16 protein-coding genes and 1 pseudogene are annotated in these 20,284 nt (G+C 63.0%); 7 read left to right on the forward strand and 10 right to left on the reverse strand.

Features of this window, described 5'->3' with window-relative positions; all coding sequences use genetic code 11:
* Positions 1–69: 69 nt before the first annotated feature.
* From thpD to ACRVY7_RS09645, 6 genes are all read right to left on the reverse strand, one after another.
* Positions 70–993, reverse strand: a complete 924-nt coding sequence (thpD, locus tag ACRVY7_RS09620; protein WP_235434424.1) for an ectoine hydroxylase — start codon at positions 991–993, stop codon at positions 70–72.
* A 188-nt stretch (positions 994–1,181) separates the two neighbouring features.
* Positions 1,182–2,291 (reverse strand): ABC transporter ATP-binding protein, encoded by a 1,110-nt coding sequence (locus ACRVY7_RS09625; protein WP_049700063.1) that lies wholly within the window; start codon positions 2,289–2,291, stop codon positions 1,182–1,184.
* A 42-nt stretch (positions 2,292–2,333) separates the two neighbouring features.
* On the reverse strand, positions 2,334–3,212 hold the full coding sequence (locus ACRVY7_RS09630; protein ID WP_049700064.1) for a carbohydrate ABC transporter permease: 879 nt from the start codon (positions 3,210–3,212) through the stop codon (positions 2,334–2,336).
* On the reverse strand, positions 3,212–4,156 hold the full coding sequence (locus ACRVY7_RS09635) for a carbohydrate ABC transporter permease (RefSeq protein WP_231894201.1): 945 nt from the start codon (positions 4,154–4,156) through the stop codon (positions 3,212–3,214). Before ACRVY7_RS09635 ends, ACRVY7_RS09630 begins: the two co-directional genes overlap by 1 nt.
* Before the next feature lie 18 nt (positions 4,157–4,174).
* The gene (locus ACRVY7_RS09640; protein WP_431817067.1) at positions 4,175–5,404 is read right to left on the reverse strand and encodes an ABC transporter substrate-binding protein; all 1,230 of its coding nucleotides are present in this window, start codon (positions 5,402–5,404) and stop codon (positions 4,175–4,177) included.
* 149 nt (positions 5,405–5,553) lie between these two features.
* Entirely contained in the window at positions 5,554–6,618 is a 1,065-nt protein-coding gene (locus ACRVY7_RS09645; protein WP_156525519.1) for a sugar-binding transcriptional regulator, read from the reverse strand.
* Positions 6,619–6,743: 125 nt separating this feature from the next.
* Here ACRVY7_RS09645 and ACRVY7_RS09650 point away from each other — a divergent pair, with 125 nt between their 5' ends.
* Genes ACRVY7_RS09650 through ACRVY7_RS09660 form a run of 3 tightly spaced genes read left to right on the forward strand, consistent with a single transcriptional unit; the run spans position 6,744 to position 10,563 of the window.
* Complete coding sequence (locus tag ACRVY7_RS09650; RefSeq protein WP_431817068.1) at positions 6,744–7,784, forward strand: NAD(P)-dependent alcohol dehydrogenase; 1,041 nt, start codon at positions 6,744–6,746, stop codon at positions 7,782–7,784.
* The gene (locus ACRVY7_RS09655) at positions 7,781–9,253 is read left to right on the forward strand and encodes a mannitol dehydrogenase family protein (protein WP_431816885.1); all 1,473 of its coding nucleotides are present in this window, start codon (positions 7,781–7,783) and stop codon (positions 9,251–9,253) included. Before ACRVY7_RS09650 ends, ACRVY7_RS09655 begins: the two co-directional genes overlap by 4 nt.
* On the forward strand, positions 9,250–10,563 hold the full coding sequence (locus ACRVY7_RS09660; RefSeq protein WP_431816886.1) for an FGGY family carbohydrate kinase: 1,314 nt from the start codon (positions 9,250–9,252) through the stop codon (positions 10,561–10,563). Before ACRVY7_RS09655 ends, ACRVY7_RS09660 begins: the two co-directional genes overlap by 4 nt.
* A gap of 29 nt (positions 10,564–10,592) precedes the next feature.
* Here ACRVY7_RS09660 and ACRVY7_RS09665 read toward each other — a convergent pair whose 3' ends face one another.
* Positions 10,593–11,282 carry a helix-turn-helix domain-containing protein gene (locus tag ACRVY7_RS09665; RefSeq protein WP_431816887.1) on the reverse strand — a complete coding sequence of 230 codons (690 nt, stop codon included), beginning with the start codon at positions 11,280–11,282 and terminating at the stop codon, positions 10,593–10,595.
* Positions 11,279–12,775, reverse strand: a complete 1,497-nt coding sequence (locus ACRVY7_RS09670; protein ID WP_431816888.1) for an APC family permease — start codon at positions 12,773–12,775, stop codon at positions 11,279–11,281. Before ACRVY7_RS09670 ends, ACRVY7_RS09665 begins: the two co-directional genes overlap by 4 nt.
* A gap of 245 nt (positions 12,776–13,020) precedes the next feature.
* On the opposite strand from ACRVY7_RS09670, the gene ACRVY7_RS09675 reads away from it, so the two are divergent.
* Genes ACRVY7_RS09675 through solA form a run of 3 tightly spaced genes read left to right on the forward strand, consistent with a single transcriptional unit; the run spans position 13,021 to position 16,793 of the window.
* Positions 13,021–14,481, forward strand: a complete 1,461-nt coding sequence (locus tag ACRVY7_RS09675) for an APC family permease (RefSeq protein ID WP_049700130.1) — start codon at positions 13,021–13,023, stop codon at positions 14,479–14,481.
* 33 nt (positions 14,482–14,514) lie between these two features.
* Positions 14,515–15,642: an ornithine cyclodeaminase family protein gene (locus tag ACRVY7_RS09680; protein ID WP_064865992.1), complete on the forward strand. Its 1,128-nt coding sequence runs from the start codon at positions 14,515–14,517 to the stop codon at positions 15,640–15,642.
* Complete coding sequence (gene solA / locus ACRVY7_RS09685; RefSeq protein WP_431816889.1) at positions 15,639–16,793, forward strand: N-methyl-L-tryptophan oxidase; 1,155 nt, start codon at positions 15,639–15,641, stop codon at positions 16,791–16,793. The genes ACRVY7_RS09680 and solA overlap by 4 nt, the downstream gene beginning before the upstream one ends.
* A 1,314-nt stretch (positions 16,794–18,107) precedes the next feature.
* On the opposite strand, the gene ACRVY7_RS09690 is transcribed toward solA, so the two are convergent.
* Together ACRVY7_RS09690 and ACRVY7_RS09695 are read right to left on the reverse strand one after the other, a co-directional pair.
* Positions 18,108–18,527 (reverse strand): PIN-like domain-containing protein, encoded by a 420-nt coding sequence (locus ACRVY7_RS09690; RefSeq protein ID WP_431816890.1) that lies wholly within the window; start codon positions 18,525–18,527, stop codon positions 18,108–18,110.
* A complete protein-coding gene (locus tag ACRVY7_RS09695; protein ID WP_431816891.1) occupies positions 18,493–19,164 on the reverse strand; it encodes a DUF433 domain-containing protein in 672 nt (223 codons plus the stop codon). Before ACRVY7_RS09695 ends, ACRVY7_RS09690 begins: the two co-directional genes overlap by 35 nt.
* A 493-nt stretch (positions 19,165–19,657) precedes the next feature.
* Here ACRVY7_RS09695 and ACRVY7_RS09700 point away from each other — a divergent pair.
* Positions 19,658–20,281 (forward strand): annotated as a pseudogene (locus ACRVY7_RS09700) (TetR/AcrR family transcriptional regulator C-terminal domain-containing protein); the annotation flags it as partial.
* Positions 20,282–20,284: the final 3 nt, after the last annotated feature.

A 20,284-nucleotide genomic window follows, 5' to 3' on the forward strand; every position in this document is an offset into this window, starting at 1 on the left:
GCAGATACGCGCACGAGCATCTCACCGAGAGTGGGGGACGAGTTCTCGTCCCCCACTCTTCGCGTTCACTCAGCGATGCGCCAGATAGTCCGGGCGTGGTGCGCCGGACGCGAAAGGCGCTTGCAGCGCATTCGATTTCGCATTGAACACGACGAAGAGGTTGCTGCGCGGATAGGGCGTGATGTTGCCCGACGACGCGTGCATGCAGTTCGAATCGAAATACAGCGCCGTACCCGCAGGGCCGGTGATCATGTCGATGCCATGCTCGTCCGCCAGCGCCGTCACGTCGGATTCCTCGGGCGTCCCGAACGGCGGACGGTACGACACCAGTGACTGATTGTGGTAGCCGTCGGGAGTCTGTCCGACGCACCCGACGAACTGTTCGTGGGAACCCGGGATGATCATCAACGCGCCGTTGGTGACGAGATTCGGGGTCAGAGCAAGCGACACGCTGAGTGCACGCGGTGTCGGCATGCCGTCCTCGGCGTGCCACGTCTCGAAATCGGAGTGCCAGTAGAACGGGCCACCCGCAAATCCTGGTTTGAGGTTGATGCGACTCTGGTGGATGTAGACGTCGTCGCCAAGTATTTGCCTTGCGACACCGGCGATTTCGGTGCGATCACACATGTCGGCGATCGCGTCGCTGAGCTGGTGGACCGCGAAAAGTGAACGCACGTCGCCGCTCGACGACTCGCGAACCACGCGTTCATCGACGCCCAGCCTGTCGGTGATGGCCGCGACCTCTGTCAGGCACGTGTCGATGTCGCTGTCGGACAACACATTTTCGGCGACGTGGTAGCCACGGTCGCGGTAGCCGTCAACCTCGGCAACCGACAGCGGCCCTCGCGCGTCGTGCTCCCAGACAACGGGGTGTGGGCGCGGTTCTATCTCTCCGTGATCGGCAAGACGTGTTCGGTACACGTCCACCGGGCGGCTGGCCGTTCGAGTTTCTGTGATCAACGCTGATCCTTCCCTCAATCTGCATTTCGCCATGGTTCGAGTGGTCATGCAGCGGGGCCGCAGGGAAACTCGTACCGGCCTGCAGATGGCGGGTTGGCACGAAACCACGCCGCGGCCCATGCACTCGCGGAGTCTACGTACCCAAACCAGGCGCGTAAACCATCGAAGTGGTTCTCAGACCACCGAAAGGGCAGTGCCACCTGCACAGATGGCAAGAGGAATCAGTTCAGCCGCTCCCCCGTCTCGGGATGAAAGAGGTGTACCGCGCGATCGGCTTGGCGCAGTCGGATACCGTCGCCCCGCTTGGCCGGCGCGCGATCGGCCGAGCGGATCACCACGGTCATCGGATCGCCGTCGAGATTCCTGATCGAGTCGTCCACCAGGGACGCGTACACGTAGGTCTCACTACCGAGTTCCTCGAGAAGAGCGACGTCGGCGTCGATACCCGAATCTCCGTCGTCTGCCAGGGCGAGGTGCTCCGGCCGAATACCAACAGTCACTGATGACACGCCAGACTTACGCAGCGCCGCTTGAGATTCCGCGTCAAGATCCACACTTGCGTTACCGATCCCCACAGCGCCGTCGGTGACCGGAGCGGTGAACAGGTTCATCGACGGCGACCCGATGAAGCCTGCCACGAATGCGTTGCGAGGTCGGTCATAGAGTTCGGTCGGAGTGGAGAACTGTTGCAGCACTCCGTTCTTCAGTACCGCAACCCGATCACCCATCGTCATGGCCTCGACCTGGTCGTGGGTGACATACACCGTCGTGGTGCCGAGCCGACGCTGCAGTGCCGCGATCTGAGTTCTGGTTTGCACCCGCAGCTTGGCGTCGAGGTTCGACAACGGCTCATCCATGCAGAACACCTGCGGTTCACGCACGATCGCACGGCCCATCGCCACTCGTTGCCGTTGCCCGCCCGAGAGCTTTGCGGGTTTGCGATCGAGGAAGTCGGTGAGGTCGAGTAGCTTTGCCGCTTCGGCGACCTTGGCCTTACGCTCGTCTGCGGGTACTCCCCGCATCTTGAGCGCGAATCCCATGTTCTCCCCGACCGTCTTGTTGGGGTACAGCGCGTAGTTCTGGAACACCATCGCGATGTCCCGGTCCTTGGGTGCAACACCCACCATGCTGTTCCCGCCGATATGGATTGCGCCGGAGTCGATCTCTTCGAGCCCTGCGAGCATTCGAAGGGCAGTCGACTTGCCTGATCCCGACGGACCGACCAGAACGATGAACTCGCCGTCCTCGATATCGAGGTCGAGTGAGTCGACAGCCAGTTTCTCGGCGCCGGGATAGACGCAGCAAGCCTTGTCGTAGGTGATGGAAGCCATTGTGAACTCCTGTGTGCTGAAAGATGTTGGATTGTCTAGTGACTACTTGATGGCGCCGAAGGACAGGCCGCGGACGAGCTTGTTCTGCGCGATCCACCCGCAGACGACGACGGGAAGTGCGGTCAACACCGACGCCGCGGACAGTTGCGCCCAGTACAGTCCCTGCCCGGACATGAACCCGGTGAGGAAGACCGGCATGGTTTGCGCGTTGACCGCGGTCATGTTGACGGCGAAAAAGAACTCGTTCCACGAAAAGATGACGCAGATCAATGCAGTGGCGGCGATGCCCGGCGAGATGAGCGGCAAGATCACCTCGCGCACGGCGGTCCACATACTCGCGCCGTCGATACTGGCCGCCTCCAACAGTTCTCCGGGCACTTCGAGGAAGAACGACCGCATCATCCACACGGCAATCGGCAGGTTCATCGCCGTGTACAGAATGATCAACGTCCAGACGTTGTCGAGCATCCCCAGTTTTCCGACGATCACGTACAGCGGGATGATCGCCGCGACGATGGGCAACATCTTCGTACTGATGAAGAAGAACAGAGCGTCCTTGGTCTTACGCACCGGGCGCAGCGACAGCGCGAAAGCTGCTGGTACACCGAGAAGCAACACCAGGATCGTCGAGACCACGGTGGCGCACAACGAATTCAGCAGCGGGGTGCCGATCCCGGCGTCGAACACATTGCGGAACTGCTGCAGCGTGGGCGTGAAGAAGAAGGTGGGCGGGTTGGTTGCCGCGTCACTCTCCTGCTTGAACGCCGTCAACACCATCCACAACACCGGGAAGAAGAACCCGATGGCGAGTATCCAGGTGATCGCTGTCAGCACTCCGCCGCGCGGATCGCGTCGACGTCGGATGGTCGGGGTCTCCGTCGAGGGAGACGTCGACGTTGTCGGGGTGGCGGTGGCGGTCATCAGGCTGCCTCCTCGGTTCCGGTGAATGATTTGAAGATCAGTCGAAGTGCTAGCGAGGCAACGACTATCGTCCCGATGACGGTGACGACACCCATCGCGGCGGCCTGGCCGATGTCGAATCCGAGGAACGCCCGCTGGTAGATGTAGAACGACAGGTTGGAACTGGCCACACCCGGCCCGCCCGCCGTCATCATGTAGACCGCATCGAAGGTGTTCACCAGATAGATCGCACCGAGTACTGTGCCCAGTTCGATGAAGCGACGCAGGTGCGGGAGCGTCAACTCGCGGAACAGCCGGAAGCTGGTCGCACCGTCGACTCGCGCTGCCTCCTGGATGTCGCGCGGCATCGACTGCAGCCCAGCGAGAATGAGAAGCATCATGAACGGCGTCCACTGCCAGATCAATTCGGCCATCACGCTCATTAGTGGGAACTGCGACAGCCAGTCGACGTGAATTCCCAAGGGGCTCAACGCCCAGTTCACCAAACCATTGGTCGGCGAGAGAAGGCTGGTCTTCCACAGAAGTGCCGCCGCAACGGGTGTCACCAGGAATGGGGTGATGAGCAGGGTGCGTACGATCCCTCGCCCCAAGAACTTTCGGTCGAGCAGCAGCGCGAAGAGCAGACCCAATGCGACCGAGATCAGCACCGTTCCCACAATCAGCACGATGGTGTTGAGGGTGACCTTCCAGAACTGACTATCGGAGAAGACGGCGCCGTAGTTGTCGAGTCCGACGAATCGACGCGAACCGGGGCGCACCAGATTCCAGGACTGTGTCGAGTAGTAGAGGGTGAACACGAACGGAATCTGTGTCACCACGATCATGAAGATCAGCGCGGGTAGCAGCGGTCCCCGCCTGCGCCAACCCTCGGCGCGCGTGATCTGGTCGCGCTTGGACGTTACCGCCTTACCCGAACCGGCATCGGGTTGCGCCGGCGGTGTCATGACTGCAGTCGCCATGGTCTACCTCTCCCTCTGATAGGACTTACCGACGACCTGCGCGTACTGCTGCGCCTGCTCCAGTGCGTCATGAACACTGATCTGACCTGCGATCGCGGCCGAGATCTGTTGGCTGACACGGGTACCGAGGTCCTGGAACTCTGGGATCGCGAGGAACTGGATTCCGGTGTAGGGCACCGGCTTGAGCGTCGGCTTGAGCTGATCTGCCGCCTGCATCGCCGACAGCGTCTGCTCGGCGAACGGCTGCGAGATCTTCTGATAAGCGGGCAACTGGTAGGTCGACATTCTGCTACCCGGCGGCACGTGCGTCGCACCGAGTGTTGTTGCGACGTGCTGGATGTAGCTCTTGTTGGTCATCCAGTCGATGAACTTCCAGGCGTCGTCCTTGTTGTCGCTGCTCGACGGGATACCGAGTGACCAGGTGTAGAGCCACCCGTTGTCATTCTTGGCCATGGTCGGCGCGGGTAGGTAGCCGACGTCGCCGGCGATCGTGGAGTCGTCTGGACTCTCGAGAACCGAGACCGCTGACGTGGCGTCGTACCACATCGCAACCTGCCCCTGCGACATCAGGTTTCCGCATTCTTGGAAACCGGAAGACGATGCGCCGGCCTCGCCGTACCTGCGAACGGTGTCGACATACATCTGCACCGCCGCCTCGACCTCCGGGCTGGTCAGTTGAGCGTTCCAGTCCTCGTCGAACCAACGTCCGCCGTACGCGTTGATCACCGTGTTGAGCGGCGCAAGCACCTCGCCCCATCCGGGCTTGCCACGTAGGCAGATTCCCGCTGTCTGGTCGTTGGTGAGACGGCGTGCTGCGTCGGCGACCTGTGGCCACGTCGGGGTGGCAGGTAGATTCACACCCGCCTTTGCGAAGAGCTTCTTGTTGTACATCAGAAACGACGACTCACCGTAGAAGGGCGCCGAGTACATCTGCCCGTTGTAGGAAAGTGCTGATTTGAGCGACGGTATGAAATCGTCTGCGTCGTAGGACGAATCGGCATTCATGTAGGGCGTCAGGTTGACCAGCCAGCCATATTTGGCCCACATGGGTGTCTCGTAGTTGCTGATCATCACCACGTCGAACTCGCCACCGCCGGTCGAGACCGACGCGGTGATCTTCGCTCGTGCCTCGTTCTCCGACAACGTCACGAACTTGACGTGCACACCCGGATTCTGTTGTTCGAACTGCTCGGAGAGCTTGACGGCGTCTTGCATCTGCGAGTTCGACACCATGGCGACGGTGACCTCTCGGCTGCCTCCGCCAAGCGAACCCGCGCCCGAACACCCGGTGACGAAAGCGAGTGATGCAGCGGCACACACCGCGGCAAGTATGTATGTCGTCCGTCGTCGCACAGCGCGATGGCTCCGGAGTCTCAGTGACCTCACTGTCGGCCTTTCTCTTGCGTGACAAGCCATTCGGCGGTTTCGGTATCGGTCACCAGAATGGTGGCGAAACCTCCGCGCAGGGCTCCGAGTATCGATTCACGGCGGTGAACTCCACCGGATACGAGAATGGATGTGGGACAAGCGCGCACGGCGTCGAGCGGCACAGAGACCGTCCGTTCCACGAGGCTCGATGAAACGGGCTCGCCCGCGGCGTCGTAGAAGCGTCCACCGATCTCTCCCACCGCGCCCAGCTCGATGAGCTCGTCGAGCACGATGGCGTCGATGTACGCACCCTCGAACAGCGTCGTCGAAGTGGACACGGAGCCCACCCCGAAGAGCATGATGTGAGCACCTCGCGCCGCGGAAAGCGATTGGGACAGAATCGAATCACGGTTGAGGGCGGTAACGGTCTCTGCATCGACGTAGAGCGGGGCGACCAGCCGCAGTGGTTGCGCATGCAGTCGTTCGGAGAATCTCGCGAGCGCGTGATCGACGCCGGTGTGGTACTCGACGGATGTCATCGAACCATCCATCTGGACCACCCGTTGACACGACCCCGAGGCGCTCATCGCATCGGCGACCGCGACTTGTTCAGGGCCCCAGGTGAATCCGAATGTGTCCGTGGACTGGATGCGGCGTGCGAGGACCGAAGCCCCGGCTCGACCGAGTGCTGCGTTACCGGACGTGGTCCCGTCGGCGACTTCATCGATGACCAGCGCCTCGTCGAGTCCGAAAGCCCGCTCGACACTCCGCTCGAGATCGGTGTGAATCGACGCGGAGAGGTGCGGTGGAGCCGAGACCGTCACCTGAACGAGGCCCTGCGCCCGAGCACGTGCCACCAGCCGCCCGGCGGTCGGGCGTGAGACGCCGAGACGCGCGGCGATCTCGGCTTGGGTCAGGCCCTCGAGGTGGTACATCGTTGCCGCCCGGACCAGCAACCTCAGATCCGATCCACTATCCGACGTCGCGCGGGACGTCGAACGTGAAGAGGTACCGGCATCGGAATGCGTGGCCTCGGCTCGGGTCTGTGCCGGTGTCTTGTTGCGTGTCGCCATGAGCATCGCCTGTTCGCGTGATGTCGACCGGTGAGCATTTGCTCACTAGCGGTGAATATGCTCAATACGCTAACATTTGTAATGTGAGCCACGCAACATCCTCGACGACGAGTGATCAGGGACTCCACGCGATGCGGGCTTCGGTTCTCTCGCCTGGCCGACAGCTGACCGTGGAGACCAGACCCGTACCCCGACCCGGCCCCGGAGATGTCCTTGTGCAGGTCAGCGCGGTCGGAATATGCGGTTCGGACACGCACTATTTGCGCCACGGACGCATTGGTGAGCACGTGGTGCGCGAGCCGCTGATCCTCGGACACGAGGCCGCCGGGGTGATCGTCGACGTCGGAGCGGGTGTCCAATCCTCACGAATCGGCCAGCGCGTGTCGATAGAGCCGCAGCGACCCGACCCGACGAGCACGGAGACGATGCGTGGTGACTACCACCTGTGCCCGGCCATGCGCTTCTACGGAACGCCCCCGGTCGACGGCGCGCTGACCGAGTTCGTGACGATCGGTTCCCCATTCGCGCATGCCGTACCCGACGACGTGAGCGACGAGGCTGCCGCACTTTTCGAACCCCTGTCGGTCGGTCTCGCGTCGATCGCGAAAGCATCGGTTCGACTTGGTGATTCACTTCTGATCAGCGGAGCGGGGCCGATCGGGCTGATGTGCGCGCAGGTAGCCCGTGCGGCCGGGCTCTCGCGAATCGTCGTGAGCGAGCCCGACGAACAGCGCCGGTCGCAGGCACTCCGATTCGGGGCAACCGATGTCGCCGTTCCCGGCACAGCCATCGCACCCGTGGACGCATTCGTCGACGCGAGTGGCGCGCCGGCAGCGGTCACCGCGGGCATCTCCGCTCTTCGACCCGGAGGCCGTGCTGTGCTCGTCGGCATGGGTGCCGACACCATGGAACTGCCCATATCGTTGATACAGAACCGCGAGATCGTCCTGACGGGCGTCTTCCGCTATGCAAACACCTGGCCAACGGCGACCCGACTTGCCACCACCGGCGCCGTCGACCTCGACTCCATGGTCACCGCCCGTTTCGGACTCGACGAGCTGTCTGAGGCGCTCAACGCCGATCACATCACCGGCCATATCAAAGCTGTTGTGTATCCGGCACTCTCGCGCTACACCGAACCCCGACCCGACACCCGAAAGGCGCACTCGTGAGTATCCGGCTCAGCAACGACGCTCTCCCAACAATCACCAGCATTCCGACGCCCGGTTACGACCGCGCACACGTCACCGTCGGAATCGTCCATTTCGGTGTGGGCGGCTTTCACCGTGCGCACCAGGCAATGTATGTCGATCGCCTTCTCGCCGAATCCGAGGCACGATCGTGGGGTATCTGCGGTGTCGGTGTCCGGCCTGCCGATCAGGCGATGCGCGACGCCCTCGTGCCCCAGGACGGGCTCTACACATTGACCCTCAAGACTCCTGATGGCGCTGTCGAGACCTCGGTCATCGGATCGATCGTCGAGTATCTCTACGCTCCAGACAATCCCGAGACTGTCCTCGAAAAGCTCGCTGACCCCGGCACCCGCATCGTGTCGCTCACGGTCACCGAGGGCGGCTACAATTTCTCCCCTGCGACAGGTGAATTCGACGTCGAGAATCCCGCCATAGTCGCAGATCTGAGCGGAACTCAGGCTCTGACAACGGTTTTCGGGCTGGTGACTGAAGCTCTCGCACGCCGACGTGCACGCGGACTTCCGTCGTTCACCGTGATGTCGTGCGACAACATCCAGGGCAACGGGCACATCGCCCGCTCGACGTTCCTCGCCTACGCGCATCTGCGTGATCCTGAGCTCGCCCGGTGGATCGACACCCGCACGTCGTTTCCCAATTCGATGGTCGACAGGATAACGCCGGTCACCCCACCTGAACTGGCGGCGGAGGTCGAGGCACGAACCGGCATCGTCGACAACTGGCCCGTCGTCGCCGAGCCATTCACCCAATGGGTCCTCGAGGACTCGTTCAGCAACGGACGACCCGCGCTGGAAAACGTCGGTGTACAAATCGTCGACGACGTCACGCCGTACGAGCTCATGAAGTTACGTCTGCTCAACGCGAGCCACCAAGCGTTGTGCTACTTCGGATACCTACTCGGCTATCGCTACGTGCACGACGCCGCAAGCGATTCCGACATCCGTGAACTGTTGCGCCGCTACATGCTCGACGAAGCAGAACCGACACTTGCACCATTGCCCGGTGTCGACGTCAACGCATATATAGACACACTTCTCGAGCGCTTCGCCAATCCCGCCATCGCCGACACGATCGCACGCCTGTGCCAGGATTCCTCAGACCGAATTCCCAAGTGGCTCGTACCCGTGATTCGCGAGCGGCTCTGCGCGGGTGGCAACGTCGATCTTGCCGCTGCCGTGGTGGCGAGTTGGACTCGATATGCCGAGGGCATCGACGAGAACGGCGATGCGATCGATGTCGTCGATCCGAAGGCCGACGAGCTCGTGCCACTGGCACAGAAGTCGCGGACCGAACCGCTCGCCTTCGTGTCGGAACGAGGGCTCTTCGGCGAACTCGCCGACCATGACGGCTTCACCAAGCCCTACCTGTGGGCGCTGGAAACTCTGCGTACCAAGGGTTCCCGCGAGACCCTGAAGGAGTTGCTCTCATGACACTCGTGGCGGGGGTCGACTCGTCAACGCAATCCTGCAAGATCGTGATCTGCGACGCCGAGACCGGCGCCGTCGTTCGCTCGGCGAGCGCGCCACACCCGCCGGGCACCGAAGTAGATCCCGAGCACTGGTGGACCGCGTTGCGCGAGGCCGTCTCCGCCGCAGGCGGTCTCGACGACGTCGCGGCCGTGTCCGTGGCCGGACAGCAACACGGCATGATCTGCCTGGACGAGTCGGGCAGGGTGATTCGAAATGCATTGTTGTGGAACGACACCCGGTCAGCGACGAGCGCCACCGACCTGATCGACGAGCTCGGCGGACCCGAGAAGTGGGCGGAAGCGGTCGGCGTCGTCCCGGTTGCCTCGATCACTGCGGCAAAGCTACGTTGGCTCGCCGACAATGAGCCTCAGCACGCCGACATAACTGCCGCGGTGTGTCTTCCCCACGATTGGCTGACGTGGAGACTGTCCGGGTCGAACGACATCGCCGCACTGACCACCGACCGCAGCGATGCTTCGGGAACGGGATACTTCAGCGCGGCCCGAGACGAATACCGCCTCGACCTGCTTGAACTTGCACTGCGCGGACGAACTCCGTTGTTGCCCGCGGTGATCGGGCCTGAACAGGCCGCCGCAGGAATCCCGGGTGGCGCGCTACTCGGCGCAGGACTCGGCGACAACGCCGCCGCGGCACTCGGACTACAGGCCGGTCCGGGCGACGCCATTGTCTCGCTGGGCACCTCCGGAGTCATCAGTGCTGTCACCGATGTTGCGCCGTGCGATCCATCCGGCATTGTCGCGGGGTTTGCCGATGGCACCGGCCGCCATCTGCCGTTGGTGTGCACGCTGAACGGTGCACCGGTTCTCGCCGCAACCGCGAGAATGCTCGGCGTCGACCTCGATGAGTTTGCACGACTGGCGATCTCGGCCCCCGCAGGCGCACACGGATTGCGTCTCGTGCCCTACTTCGCCGGAGAGCGATCACCGAACCTGCCCGATGCGACTGGATCGCTGACGGGGATCACGACCGAGAACTTCACGGCGCCATCGGTCGCACGTGCTGCCGTTGAAGGACTACTCGGCTCGCTGGTGTGGTGCCGGGAGCAGATCGAGGCGCAGGGTGTCGACGTCGAGAGAGTCCTTCTCATCGGAGGTGGAGCGAAGTCGCCGGCGATACGTGCCGTCGCACCATCAGTCTTCGAAGGCACCGTCATTTTTCCCGCCGAAAGTGAATGGGTCGCACTCGGGGCGGCCCGACAGGCTGCCTGGACACTGACCGGGCATCTGCCGGGGTGGTCGGTGGCGACGTAGCGGATATGAGCTATTCCCCGTCCTTCAGCTCACTCCTCGCCGGAAGCCATGATCTCGGCGACCCGTCGCGCAGGGTCGGCGAGCAGTCGGACCAGCGTCTCCGGGTTCTCGATGTGCTTGCCGGGTGCGGCAATGGTGAGCGCGGCGACCAGCGTCGCGTCTGCTCCCCACACCGGCACCGAGACACAGCCGAAGTTGGGTATGAACGAACCGATTTGGCTCGCGTGCGTCGGTGCCGCGGCCGGATGCCCGGATCCGATGGCGGTCATCAGCCTGCCCGCCGCGGACGCGGTCAGATCGTGGAGAAGCCGGCCGGGATCACTGAGCGGATAGTCCGGATCGATGTCCATCAGGCTCAACCGGGCCCGCGACGTCCCCGCGCGGTGGCAACCGAACAGGTGCACGCCGAACCGCAGACCCGCGCGCACCTCGTCGAGAGCGGTACGGAGCTGGTCGGAGACCGGCGGCCCGGCAGCGGCGCCGATCATGCGATCGATTCTGGCGCCGAGCGCGAAGCCGCCCAGGTCGGGCGTGCGGACCAAATACTCCTCCTGCGCAAGCAGATTCACGAGACGGTACGTCGCCGACTTCGACAATCCGAGATGCCTGGACAACTCGACGGCGGTCACACCCGGCCCCATCGTCGCGACCTCTTCAAGGATCTGCAGAGCGTTGATCACCGATTTCGACGACGAGTCGCCCCCGAAGGCAGGACTCATCGCGACGGTCCGCCATTGACTGCGGCGTCGGCCTCGAGGTGTCCACTGAACACCTCTGAGCGCATTGGTGTTTCGTGAATTCCTATACGAGCTGTGATCAGTGGCCGAATGCGACGCAGCGTCACGTAGCCGACTGCCGCCAGCGCCAGCCAGACCAATGCACCGATGATTCCCGGTGCCCAGGTACCGCCGATGTTCGTCGCGACGAAGACAACCAGGATGCCGCCGAATCCGACCGCGGCGAGCCCGGCTATCACCGTCGTCCGACGTTGTAGTTCACCGGTTTTGCGCAGAAAGGCAGGCGCCGCAACGCAGACAAGAACGTAGGCGACCATGAATCCGATGGCAGGTGCTGCCGCCATCGAGCCGCGCATGGAACTCTCCGACGCACCCGCAGCCAGGGATATGACGATCACCGCGACCATCACGAGCAGGCTCACAACCACGCCGACGACCGGCGTTTTGAAACGCGGATGTGTGTAACCGAGTCGGCTAGGGAGCACGCTCTCTCGGGCCAGCGACAGCAGAGTTCGAGTCAGCGCCGTCGTACTTGCAAGCGCACACGCGAGAAACGATGCGCACACACCGAGATTCACCAGTGGGGCAACCCACGACGCCCCGATGCTCTCGGTGAGCACGTCGACGTTTCCCTCGCCGAGCGCGGAGATGCCGTCGAGCACTGTCGCTCCGCCCGCCTGTGCCAGTGTCGCGATGAGAACCACGACGGCTCCGACGAACAGCGAGGCGTTGATCGCCCGTGGGATGGTGCGCAGCGGGCGCTTCGCTTCGACCGACAGAGTTGCGGCGCTTTCAAATCCGATGATTCCGCACGTCGCGACGGCTACGCCCGCGAGGTAGTGCGACCATCCGGTCGGCACCGCAACCGCTGAACGCACCGACATGTGGTCCCAATTGCGGGCGACCAACACACCGACAAGGGTCAACAATCCTGCGACCGCAACGGCCTCGATGATCAGCCCGACCCGCGCCGAGACTCGGACCCCGCGAATCAAGAGAACAGCCATGGCCGCCGCGATCCCCGCAACGGCAAGACACATCGTCAGCGTCGACGGTGCCGTGACCCCGAATATCCGCAACCCATAGGCTGCGGTCTGCGACAGCGTGAACATCGCCAGCGACCCGTAGCCGAGCGTCATCGCGGCCGCGGTGGCAGCGCCTGCGGAGGGGCCGAGGCCCTTGGCCGCATAGGTGTAGAGAGCGCCCGGGGCAACCACGCGCGACGCGAAGACACCGAGCGTCGACGCGACCAACGCACACAGCACGGTAGCCGTGACGACGCACCACACCAGCGGAGCATTCGCCTGGCCGAGCAGCATGGGTATCGTTGCGGCTGCAGCGCATGGCGCCATGACGGCGACCGACTGCGCGACCACATCGGTGAATCCGAGACTTCGACGATCAAGCCCGACCAACTGGGTGCGAGCGCCCAGACGTAGTCGCGCACGAACGCGATCTCTGGCTGGTCCCGGCATAGCGCGGACGCTAACGACAGCGTGTTTCCGCCGTGTTACTCGATGGTGTTGTGGGCGTGACACGCAACGGGTCTCGGCGTCGAGCGTCGTCCCACGAAGGTGTCCAGACGTGTTACCGCGGGGCAACGACGCCGCGACGGGGCGGTCAGAACATATATGCACGGGCATCGACGCCCAGTCCTCACGACATCTCCTTGCACCATTCGTTGCTTGATGTCGCCCGTCTGATCGCAGAAGAGAATCACATGACATCTATCGATAGCGGCGCTGCCACCGCCAGTTCACCCGGCTCGTCTCGATCCCTGCAGGGGTCGCTCGGCGTCGGAGCCATCGTCTTCATGGTGGTCGCCGCGGCCGCTCCCCTCACCGTCGTCGGCGGTGGTGTACCCGTCGCGTTCCTGCTCGGCAATGGCGCAGGCGTGCCGTCGATGTTCGTCATCGCCGCCGTCGTCCTGCTGCTCTTCTCGGTGGGACTGAGCACGATGGCCCGCTACATCCCCCGGCCGGGCGCCTTCTTCACCTATGTCGGCTACGGACTCGGCAGGCCGCTCGGACTCGGCACCGCGCATCTGGCGCTGCTGACCTACACGATGATCCAGGCAGCGGTGTACGGCCTGATCGGTGTGCTGATCTCCTCCGGCGTCTCCGACCTCGGCGGACCGTCGATCGCCTGGTGGGTGTGGGCACTGGTGATCGCGGCGTTCACCGGCATCCTCGGATACCGGCACATCGAGTTGAGTTCCAAGGTCCTCGGTCTGCTGCTCATCGCAGAGATCGGGATCGTGCTGATCCTCGACATCGCCATCATGGCCAAGGGCGGCAATCAGGGACTCTCGATGGCTTCGTTCAAGCCGTCCGAGGTGATGTCGGGTGCACCCGGCATCGGCCTGATGTTCGCCGTCGCCGGATTCATCGGCTTCGAGGCAACCGCGATCTTCCGCAACGAGGCTCGTGACCCCGACCGCACCATCCCGCGCGCCACCTACGTCTCCGTCCTGCTCATCGGCGTCTTCTACGCCTTCTCGTCCTGGGCACTCGTCATGGCGTGGGGACCGGACAACGTGGTCGCCGCTGCCGCCAAGGACCCGTCAGGCATGATCATGGCGACGGCGCAGACCTACCTGGGCACCTGGGCGTCGACGACGGTCAACGTCCTGCTGATCACGAGTCTCTTTGCGTGCATCCTCAGCTTCCACAACGTGATCTCGCGCTACCAGCACTCGATGGCCTCGGCGACGGCCATGCCGTCGAAGCTGGGCACGGTGCACCCGAATCACCTGTCGCCCCACGTCAGTTCGTTCGTGCAGACCATCACCGCAGCACTGCTCATCGTCGTCTTCGCCGCCTTGTCTCTCGACCCCGAACTCGAGGTCTTCGCCTGGTTCTCCGGCGTCGCAACTCTGGGCATCGTCGTGCTGATGGCACTGACCTGCCTCGCGGTGCTGGTGTACTTCCGCCGCAACAACATTCAGGCCGGCCTCTGGCGAGCGGTGATCGCACCGACGCTCGGGTTCATCGGACTCATCACCATCCTCGTGGCGGTCATCTGGAACTTCCCGACGCTGATCGGTGGTTCGCAGTCGCTTGCCGACTTCTTCATCGCTCTTGTTGTCGCGGCACTCGTACTGGGCGTGGTCCAGGCACTGATCATGCGACGCCGCAACGTCGTTGCGTACGACTCCCTGACCTCGGCCATCGCGGTCTGACCCCCTTCTCTACAACACAGAACAGGAAAACCCATGACCTCCATCGACTTTCGCTACCTCTCCGAACCCGACATGATCGCCGCAGGCGTCACCGACATGGCCGCGTGTGTCGACGCCATGCAGGAGACCTTTGTACTGCTGCATTCCGGCGACTACCGCATGGCGGGCACCAACAGCGACTCCCACGGCGCAATGGTCACCTTCCCCGACGAGTCTCCGTTCGAGACCATGCCCAAGAACACGGCGGATCGTCGTTTCATGGCCATGCCCGCCTACCTCGGTGGCAGCTTCGGCACGAGCGGTATGAAGTGGTACGGCTCCAACATCGCCAACCGCGAGAAGGGCCTGCCGAGGTCGATTCTCATGTTCATGCTTAACGACACCGACACCGGTGCTCCGCTGGCATTGATGTCGGCAAACCTGTTGTCGGCGTACCGAACCGGCGCTGTGCCCGGTGTCGGCGCGCGATTCCTGGCACGCGAAGACGCACAGGTCGTCGGCATCGTCGGCCCCGGCGTCATGGCCCGTACCTCGCTGGCAGCATTCATGGCAACCTGCCCCAAGATCGACACCGTCAAGGTGAAGGGCCGCAGCCGCAGCAGCCTCGACAACTTCGCCGGTTGGGTTGCGCAGGAGTACCCGCAATTGACGGTCATCGAGGTCGACGACATCGAGGATGCCGTGCGCGACAGCGACATCGTCACCTACTGCACCTCGGGCGAGATCGGTGATCCGTCGACGTATCCCCTCGTCCGCCGCGACTGGCTCAAGCCGGGAGCGTTCTTGAGCATGCCCGCCAGCTGCGAGATCGACGAGGGACTCAAGGCATCCGACGTCCGCAAGGTCGTCGACAACATCGGCCTCTACGACGCATGGTTCGACGAGACCGAATACCCCTCGCACAACTCGATTCCCATCATCGGCTGCAAGTTCATGGACATGATTCACGACGGCTCCATGCCGCGTGAGGAGCTCGTCGATCTGGGCGCGGTTGCAGCGGGCGCCGTCGAGGGACGACGCAACGACGACGAGATCGTGATCCTGTCCGTGGGCGGCATGCCCGTCGAAGACGTCGCGTGGGGCACCGTCGTGTACCGCAACGCGGTCGAGCGCGGCATCGGAACCCCGCTGAACCTGTGGGAAAGCCCGGCCCTGTCATGAGCGATAGTTCAGTGGCCGCACACCATTCGGTCATCGTCGTCGGGCTCGGCTCCATCGGATCGATGACGTTGTGGCAGTTGGCGCAACAGGGTGTCGACGTTCTCGGTATCGAGCAGTTCGGCCGCGTCCACACCGAGGGTGCGTACGCGGGTGAGTCGCGATTGTTCCGCGTCGCAGCGAAGGAGGGTGAACTGTTCACTCCCGCGCTGCTGCGGTCACGCGAACTGTGGCAAGAACTCGGAACCGGATACGGACGCGACATTCTTCTTCCTGCAGGCGCACTCAGCGTCGCACCGTCGGATCATCCCGATCTGCAGCCGACACTGGCGTCGATCGAGCACTTCGACCTGCCGCACGAGATTCTCGACGCTGCGCAGATGCGACTTCGTCTCCCGCAGTTCCACATCGAGGACGACGACATCGGCGTGCTCGACCTCCTCGGTGGCGCCATGCGTCCGGAGATGGCCGTAGCGGCCGCCACTGACCAAGCGTTCTCGCGCGGGGCGTCGGCCGTCTACGACACCGAAGTGCTCGACATCGTGGAGACATCGAGCGGCGTTCTCGTGCGCACAAGTCGCGGTGAGTTCACCGCCGACCGCGTCGTCGTGACCGCGGGCCCGTGGACGGCTCGACTACTCCCCGACCTGCGAGATGTGGTGCAGACTAAGACCTTTGCGTTGACGTGGCTCATGCCGCGCCACGTAGAGCGGTTCACGCCCGACGTCTTCCCCGGATTCATGCGCGACCTCGACGACGTGCACGCCTTCGGAGTACCGACACTCGACGGCTACAGCATCAAGATCTGCCCGCACATCGACCTCGACGCATTCGACGACTGGGCCGACCGACCGACGACGCTGAGTCGCGAACAACTTCGCTGGATCGGTGAGCAGGCGGCACGCATGATCCCCGATCTGATCCCCGACGTCGTGCGGTGGTCGTTGCATTCGGATTCGTGGACGCCGACCAAGATGCCGATCATCGACAGCGTAGGCGACGGCGTGATCGTGGGAACAGCGTTCAGCGGCAACGGATTCAAGTTCGCGCCGGTGTGGGGTGAATGCCTGGCCACGCTTGCGATCGGCGGCCGGAACCCATTCGGCGACGACGCGTTCAGCGTCGCGAGCCACCGGGCGGTGGCGTTGGCGTGAGTGTGTCGGCACCAGGCTGCCCGCCTTAATCACGGTCTTCTCTCACGACGACTGTGAGATCCGGGTCGACTTCAGAATCTCCAAGCCAAGCTCGACAACTCGACCTGAGGTCGTCCACTCGCGCCGTACTTGGCGAAGTGCACTTACACAGGCGCACATTAGATATTCTCCCGCGCGTCGGATACGCGGCAACTCCTGCCGATGACTCTCCCGGCACGGCGGCACGATCAGCAAGACGTTCGCTGCGGCTGATGTGCTCGACTCCTCCGTGACTCAGGTTCGCGCGTTCGCGGCGACCGAGCATGGCACGGAAGTGGAGCAGTTCGACCTACGATGGCGGTGGGAGCGGGTGGTCGGATCCCCTCGCAGGGAAGCTGACTCGTAAGTCGAATGCCATTTCGCAAGTCGGACATGCTGCGGGCCGGCGAGCAGGTCTTCCCCTCCTAGGTCGCGCTCAGGTTGTAGCTATGAAGTCAAGGCAGACGAAGGTCCCATGACAGCAGTACCCCCTAGGGGATCTGTTTTGCCGCCGCGCGGCCGTAGTCGAGACGGCCGAAGACGATCCATGTGCCAAACGCCGCATCCCTTGACCGGCACAGTGGATTGCCCTCGTAAGCTACTCAGATGGAGTTCGTTACATCCCTACTCCCTCTCGTCGGGGTGGTCGCCGGAGCGTTCTTGGCGTACGTCTTTGGGTTCCGAAACGAGAAGATCAAATGGGAGCGTTCAGAGAGGGCCCGTACTGCCGACTTGCGGCGAGCAGCGTATGGGAGCCTGGCGCGATCGCTAAAGCACGAGACGGTCTTATGCCGCAGAATGGCCGCTTACAAGGGACTCGGTTTGGCTGCGTCCAATCCACTCGACCCCACGACGGGGGGCAGAGCAGTCGCAGAGGCCAATCTCGAACGAGCTCGTGTTTTCGAGGACCTACTCCTTGTCGGCAGCCCCGATGTAGTCACATCAGCACGCGAGTGGCAGAACGAGGTCTCCGCGTTTCGAAAAGCGGTCATCGGCGGGGCTCTAGTAGAGCACGTGAGATTATCGGATATCTACACTAGATGTGGACACTCGCGAGACCAGTTTTACTTGGCAGCACGTTCCGATCTCGGGGTGGAGGGATCGGTATCCATTATGGCGAATATCGAGGATTCAGATGCATAGTCGTGGCTGTCCAGCCAATTCGAAGAGGTGGTAGATGCTGAACAGGAGCTTCTTCAGAGCATTTCTATACGCCAATTGTTACTGACAACAACTGGTCCGGGCGCGCCGCAGGTCCACATGATTGAACCCTGTCAACTTCACTAAGCGACACAGTCAGATGTCGCGCAGCACATCCCGCGGGGAGATCCTCCAGAACGCCGCACCGCGATGATCGACGACTCGGCGCACGGCGAGAATATGCCTCCCCAGTATTAGCGATTTCGCCTCTTTGGTGAGATTCGCCCGGTGATAGCAGAGAACACGCGCGCCGCTATCGCGGATCGCGGCCGCCTCATGCGGGACACGCGGGATCTTGAAGTTTTGGGTGAGGGCAATCCACCCAAGTTCAGCGCTCCGGTTGATCCATTCGACATCCGTGACCTCTTGCGCAGCACCGGCACCATACACGTCGGCGAGCGCGACGTAGTCGATGTCAAAGTGGTTTAGCGCGCGGCCGACGCCGTCTGGAACGCACCGATCGAGAAGGACCGTCGGGCGCTTACGCGAACCGCGAGATCCACTGGCTGTGCTCATTGACCGCGCTCACCTCCTCAACAGTGACGCCGAAATCTTCGGCTACGGACTTAACCGACTCACCGGCCTCCAGCGATCCGAGCACTGCGAAGGCCGCGACGCGCGACTTAGGAAACGATGGTCGGCCTGCGTTAAATCGTGGATCGATGAGGAGTGACACCTCGTCGGTCAACGGGACGCGGAACGCTGTCGGGTCGTCGTCGAGGTCGAGATCGACACGCGAGAGGTACTCAGCGATGACCTCCTCGATTGGCTGCTGCCCGTCTTCGACTCGGAATAGGTGGCCGCGATCCCGACGGTAGAGATCGATTCCATCGGTGAACAGGACCGGGCGGGCCAGGACGTAGGGATCGCCGTACTCGTTCTGAAGGCTCTCGGCGACCTTTCGGAGCTTCTGCATCGGTACGCCCGACCGTCGGAGGGTACGCAGCGACCACGTCTCGACGACTCCGACGAGCGGAAGGGTCGGCCAGCCGGTGCGGGCAGCTTTAACACTGTGGACGATAGGAGCGTTCCTCGGCCCGGTGCGCATCCAAGAACGAACAGTGCCCGTGGGCATCGCGGCGAGCGCTGCCGCTTCCCCGGGAGTGCAAATCGCAGACGTGAAGCGGACATCCCGCACAGCGGTTGCTCCCATGGAAATCCCTCTCCCGTGCAATTGAATGGATCGCGACCAGCCCCGTGTGTCGACACTATCGAGGGGACCGGCCGCGCGTGTGTGATCCGACGCCTGGGCACGTTGGGTGCAACGGGTACCTCAGTGCCTGACTGTGGCGAGGATCGCCAACCCTGCGCGCAGTTGCACTGAGCGCAAGCAGCCTGACTGCGATCTATCGATAGCGTCGATCGTGACCACTGTCGCGTCACCAAGCGTTATCTGGCCAGGTTCGATGTTGCAGCCATGCCGCCCTCCATCGTGGACCGACCTCCGGAATCTCGCTCTCCGTGGACGACGACGCCGACATCTCATCTACACGTGGCGCATCTGAAATGCGCCGAGAAAGACTTGAACAGATCGGGTTTGCACCTGGATCTCTCTCTCGACGTCGGGGCCGCTCCATTGACCTCGGCGTCGAGCACGTTTATTGTGTGTCGTACAAACTTGTCGGCCATACAAACAGCGAGGTGGCGTGGCTTCTTCTACATCGCAGCGTGCGACGCGTAGCGCGGGAAAGCAGACGCGCCAGACACTGCTGCACGCCGCCGACCACGTGTTCCGCGCGGAGGGTGAGACCGCGTCGGTCGCGCAGATCTGCGAACGCGCAGGCACGTTTCCCAATCAGGTCACGTACTACTTCGGCTCGAAGGAGCAACTCTTCGTCGAGGTGGCGTGCGCAGCGGTTCTCCGCGCGGGACGCCATGCCGAGGAAGCGGCCGAGGCCACTCCGACTGTCCGCGACTACGCGCAAACACTCGTGACCACGCTGCTCGGACCGGAACTCCGGGGCGTCGAGATGTTCACCACGGCAATGCTTCTCGTATCGCGCCGACCTGACCTGCGCGAGTTCATCACCACCACGCTGCACACTCTGCACGAGCGCGGCGAGGAAGCACTTATGCAGAAGCTGGTGCGCACCGGCTGGCAGCTGCGCGCCTCGATCGACGTCGAGGCCAAGGCGTTCTGGTCGGCGATTTTCGGTCTGGCGGTGCAGAAGTCGGCGACGGACGACAGTCTGGGGCCTTCGCTCACCGACGCGGTCACGGTGATCTTCACGAACCTCGGCATATCCGAAGAGGTTCTCAACGCGCCGCTAGGT

It is taken from the genome of Gordonia jacobaea, from assembly GCF_965344965.1.
Taxonomy (GTDB): Bacteria; Actinomycetota; Actinomycetes; order Mycobacteriales; family Mycobacteriaceae; genus Gordonia; species Gordonia jacobaea.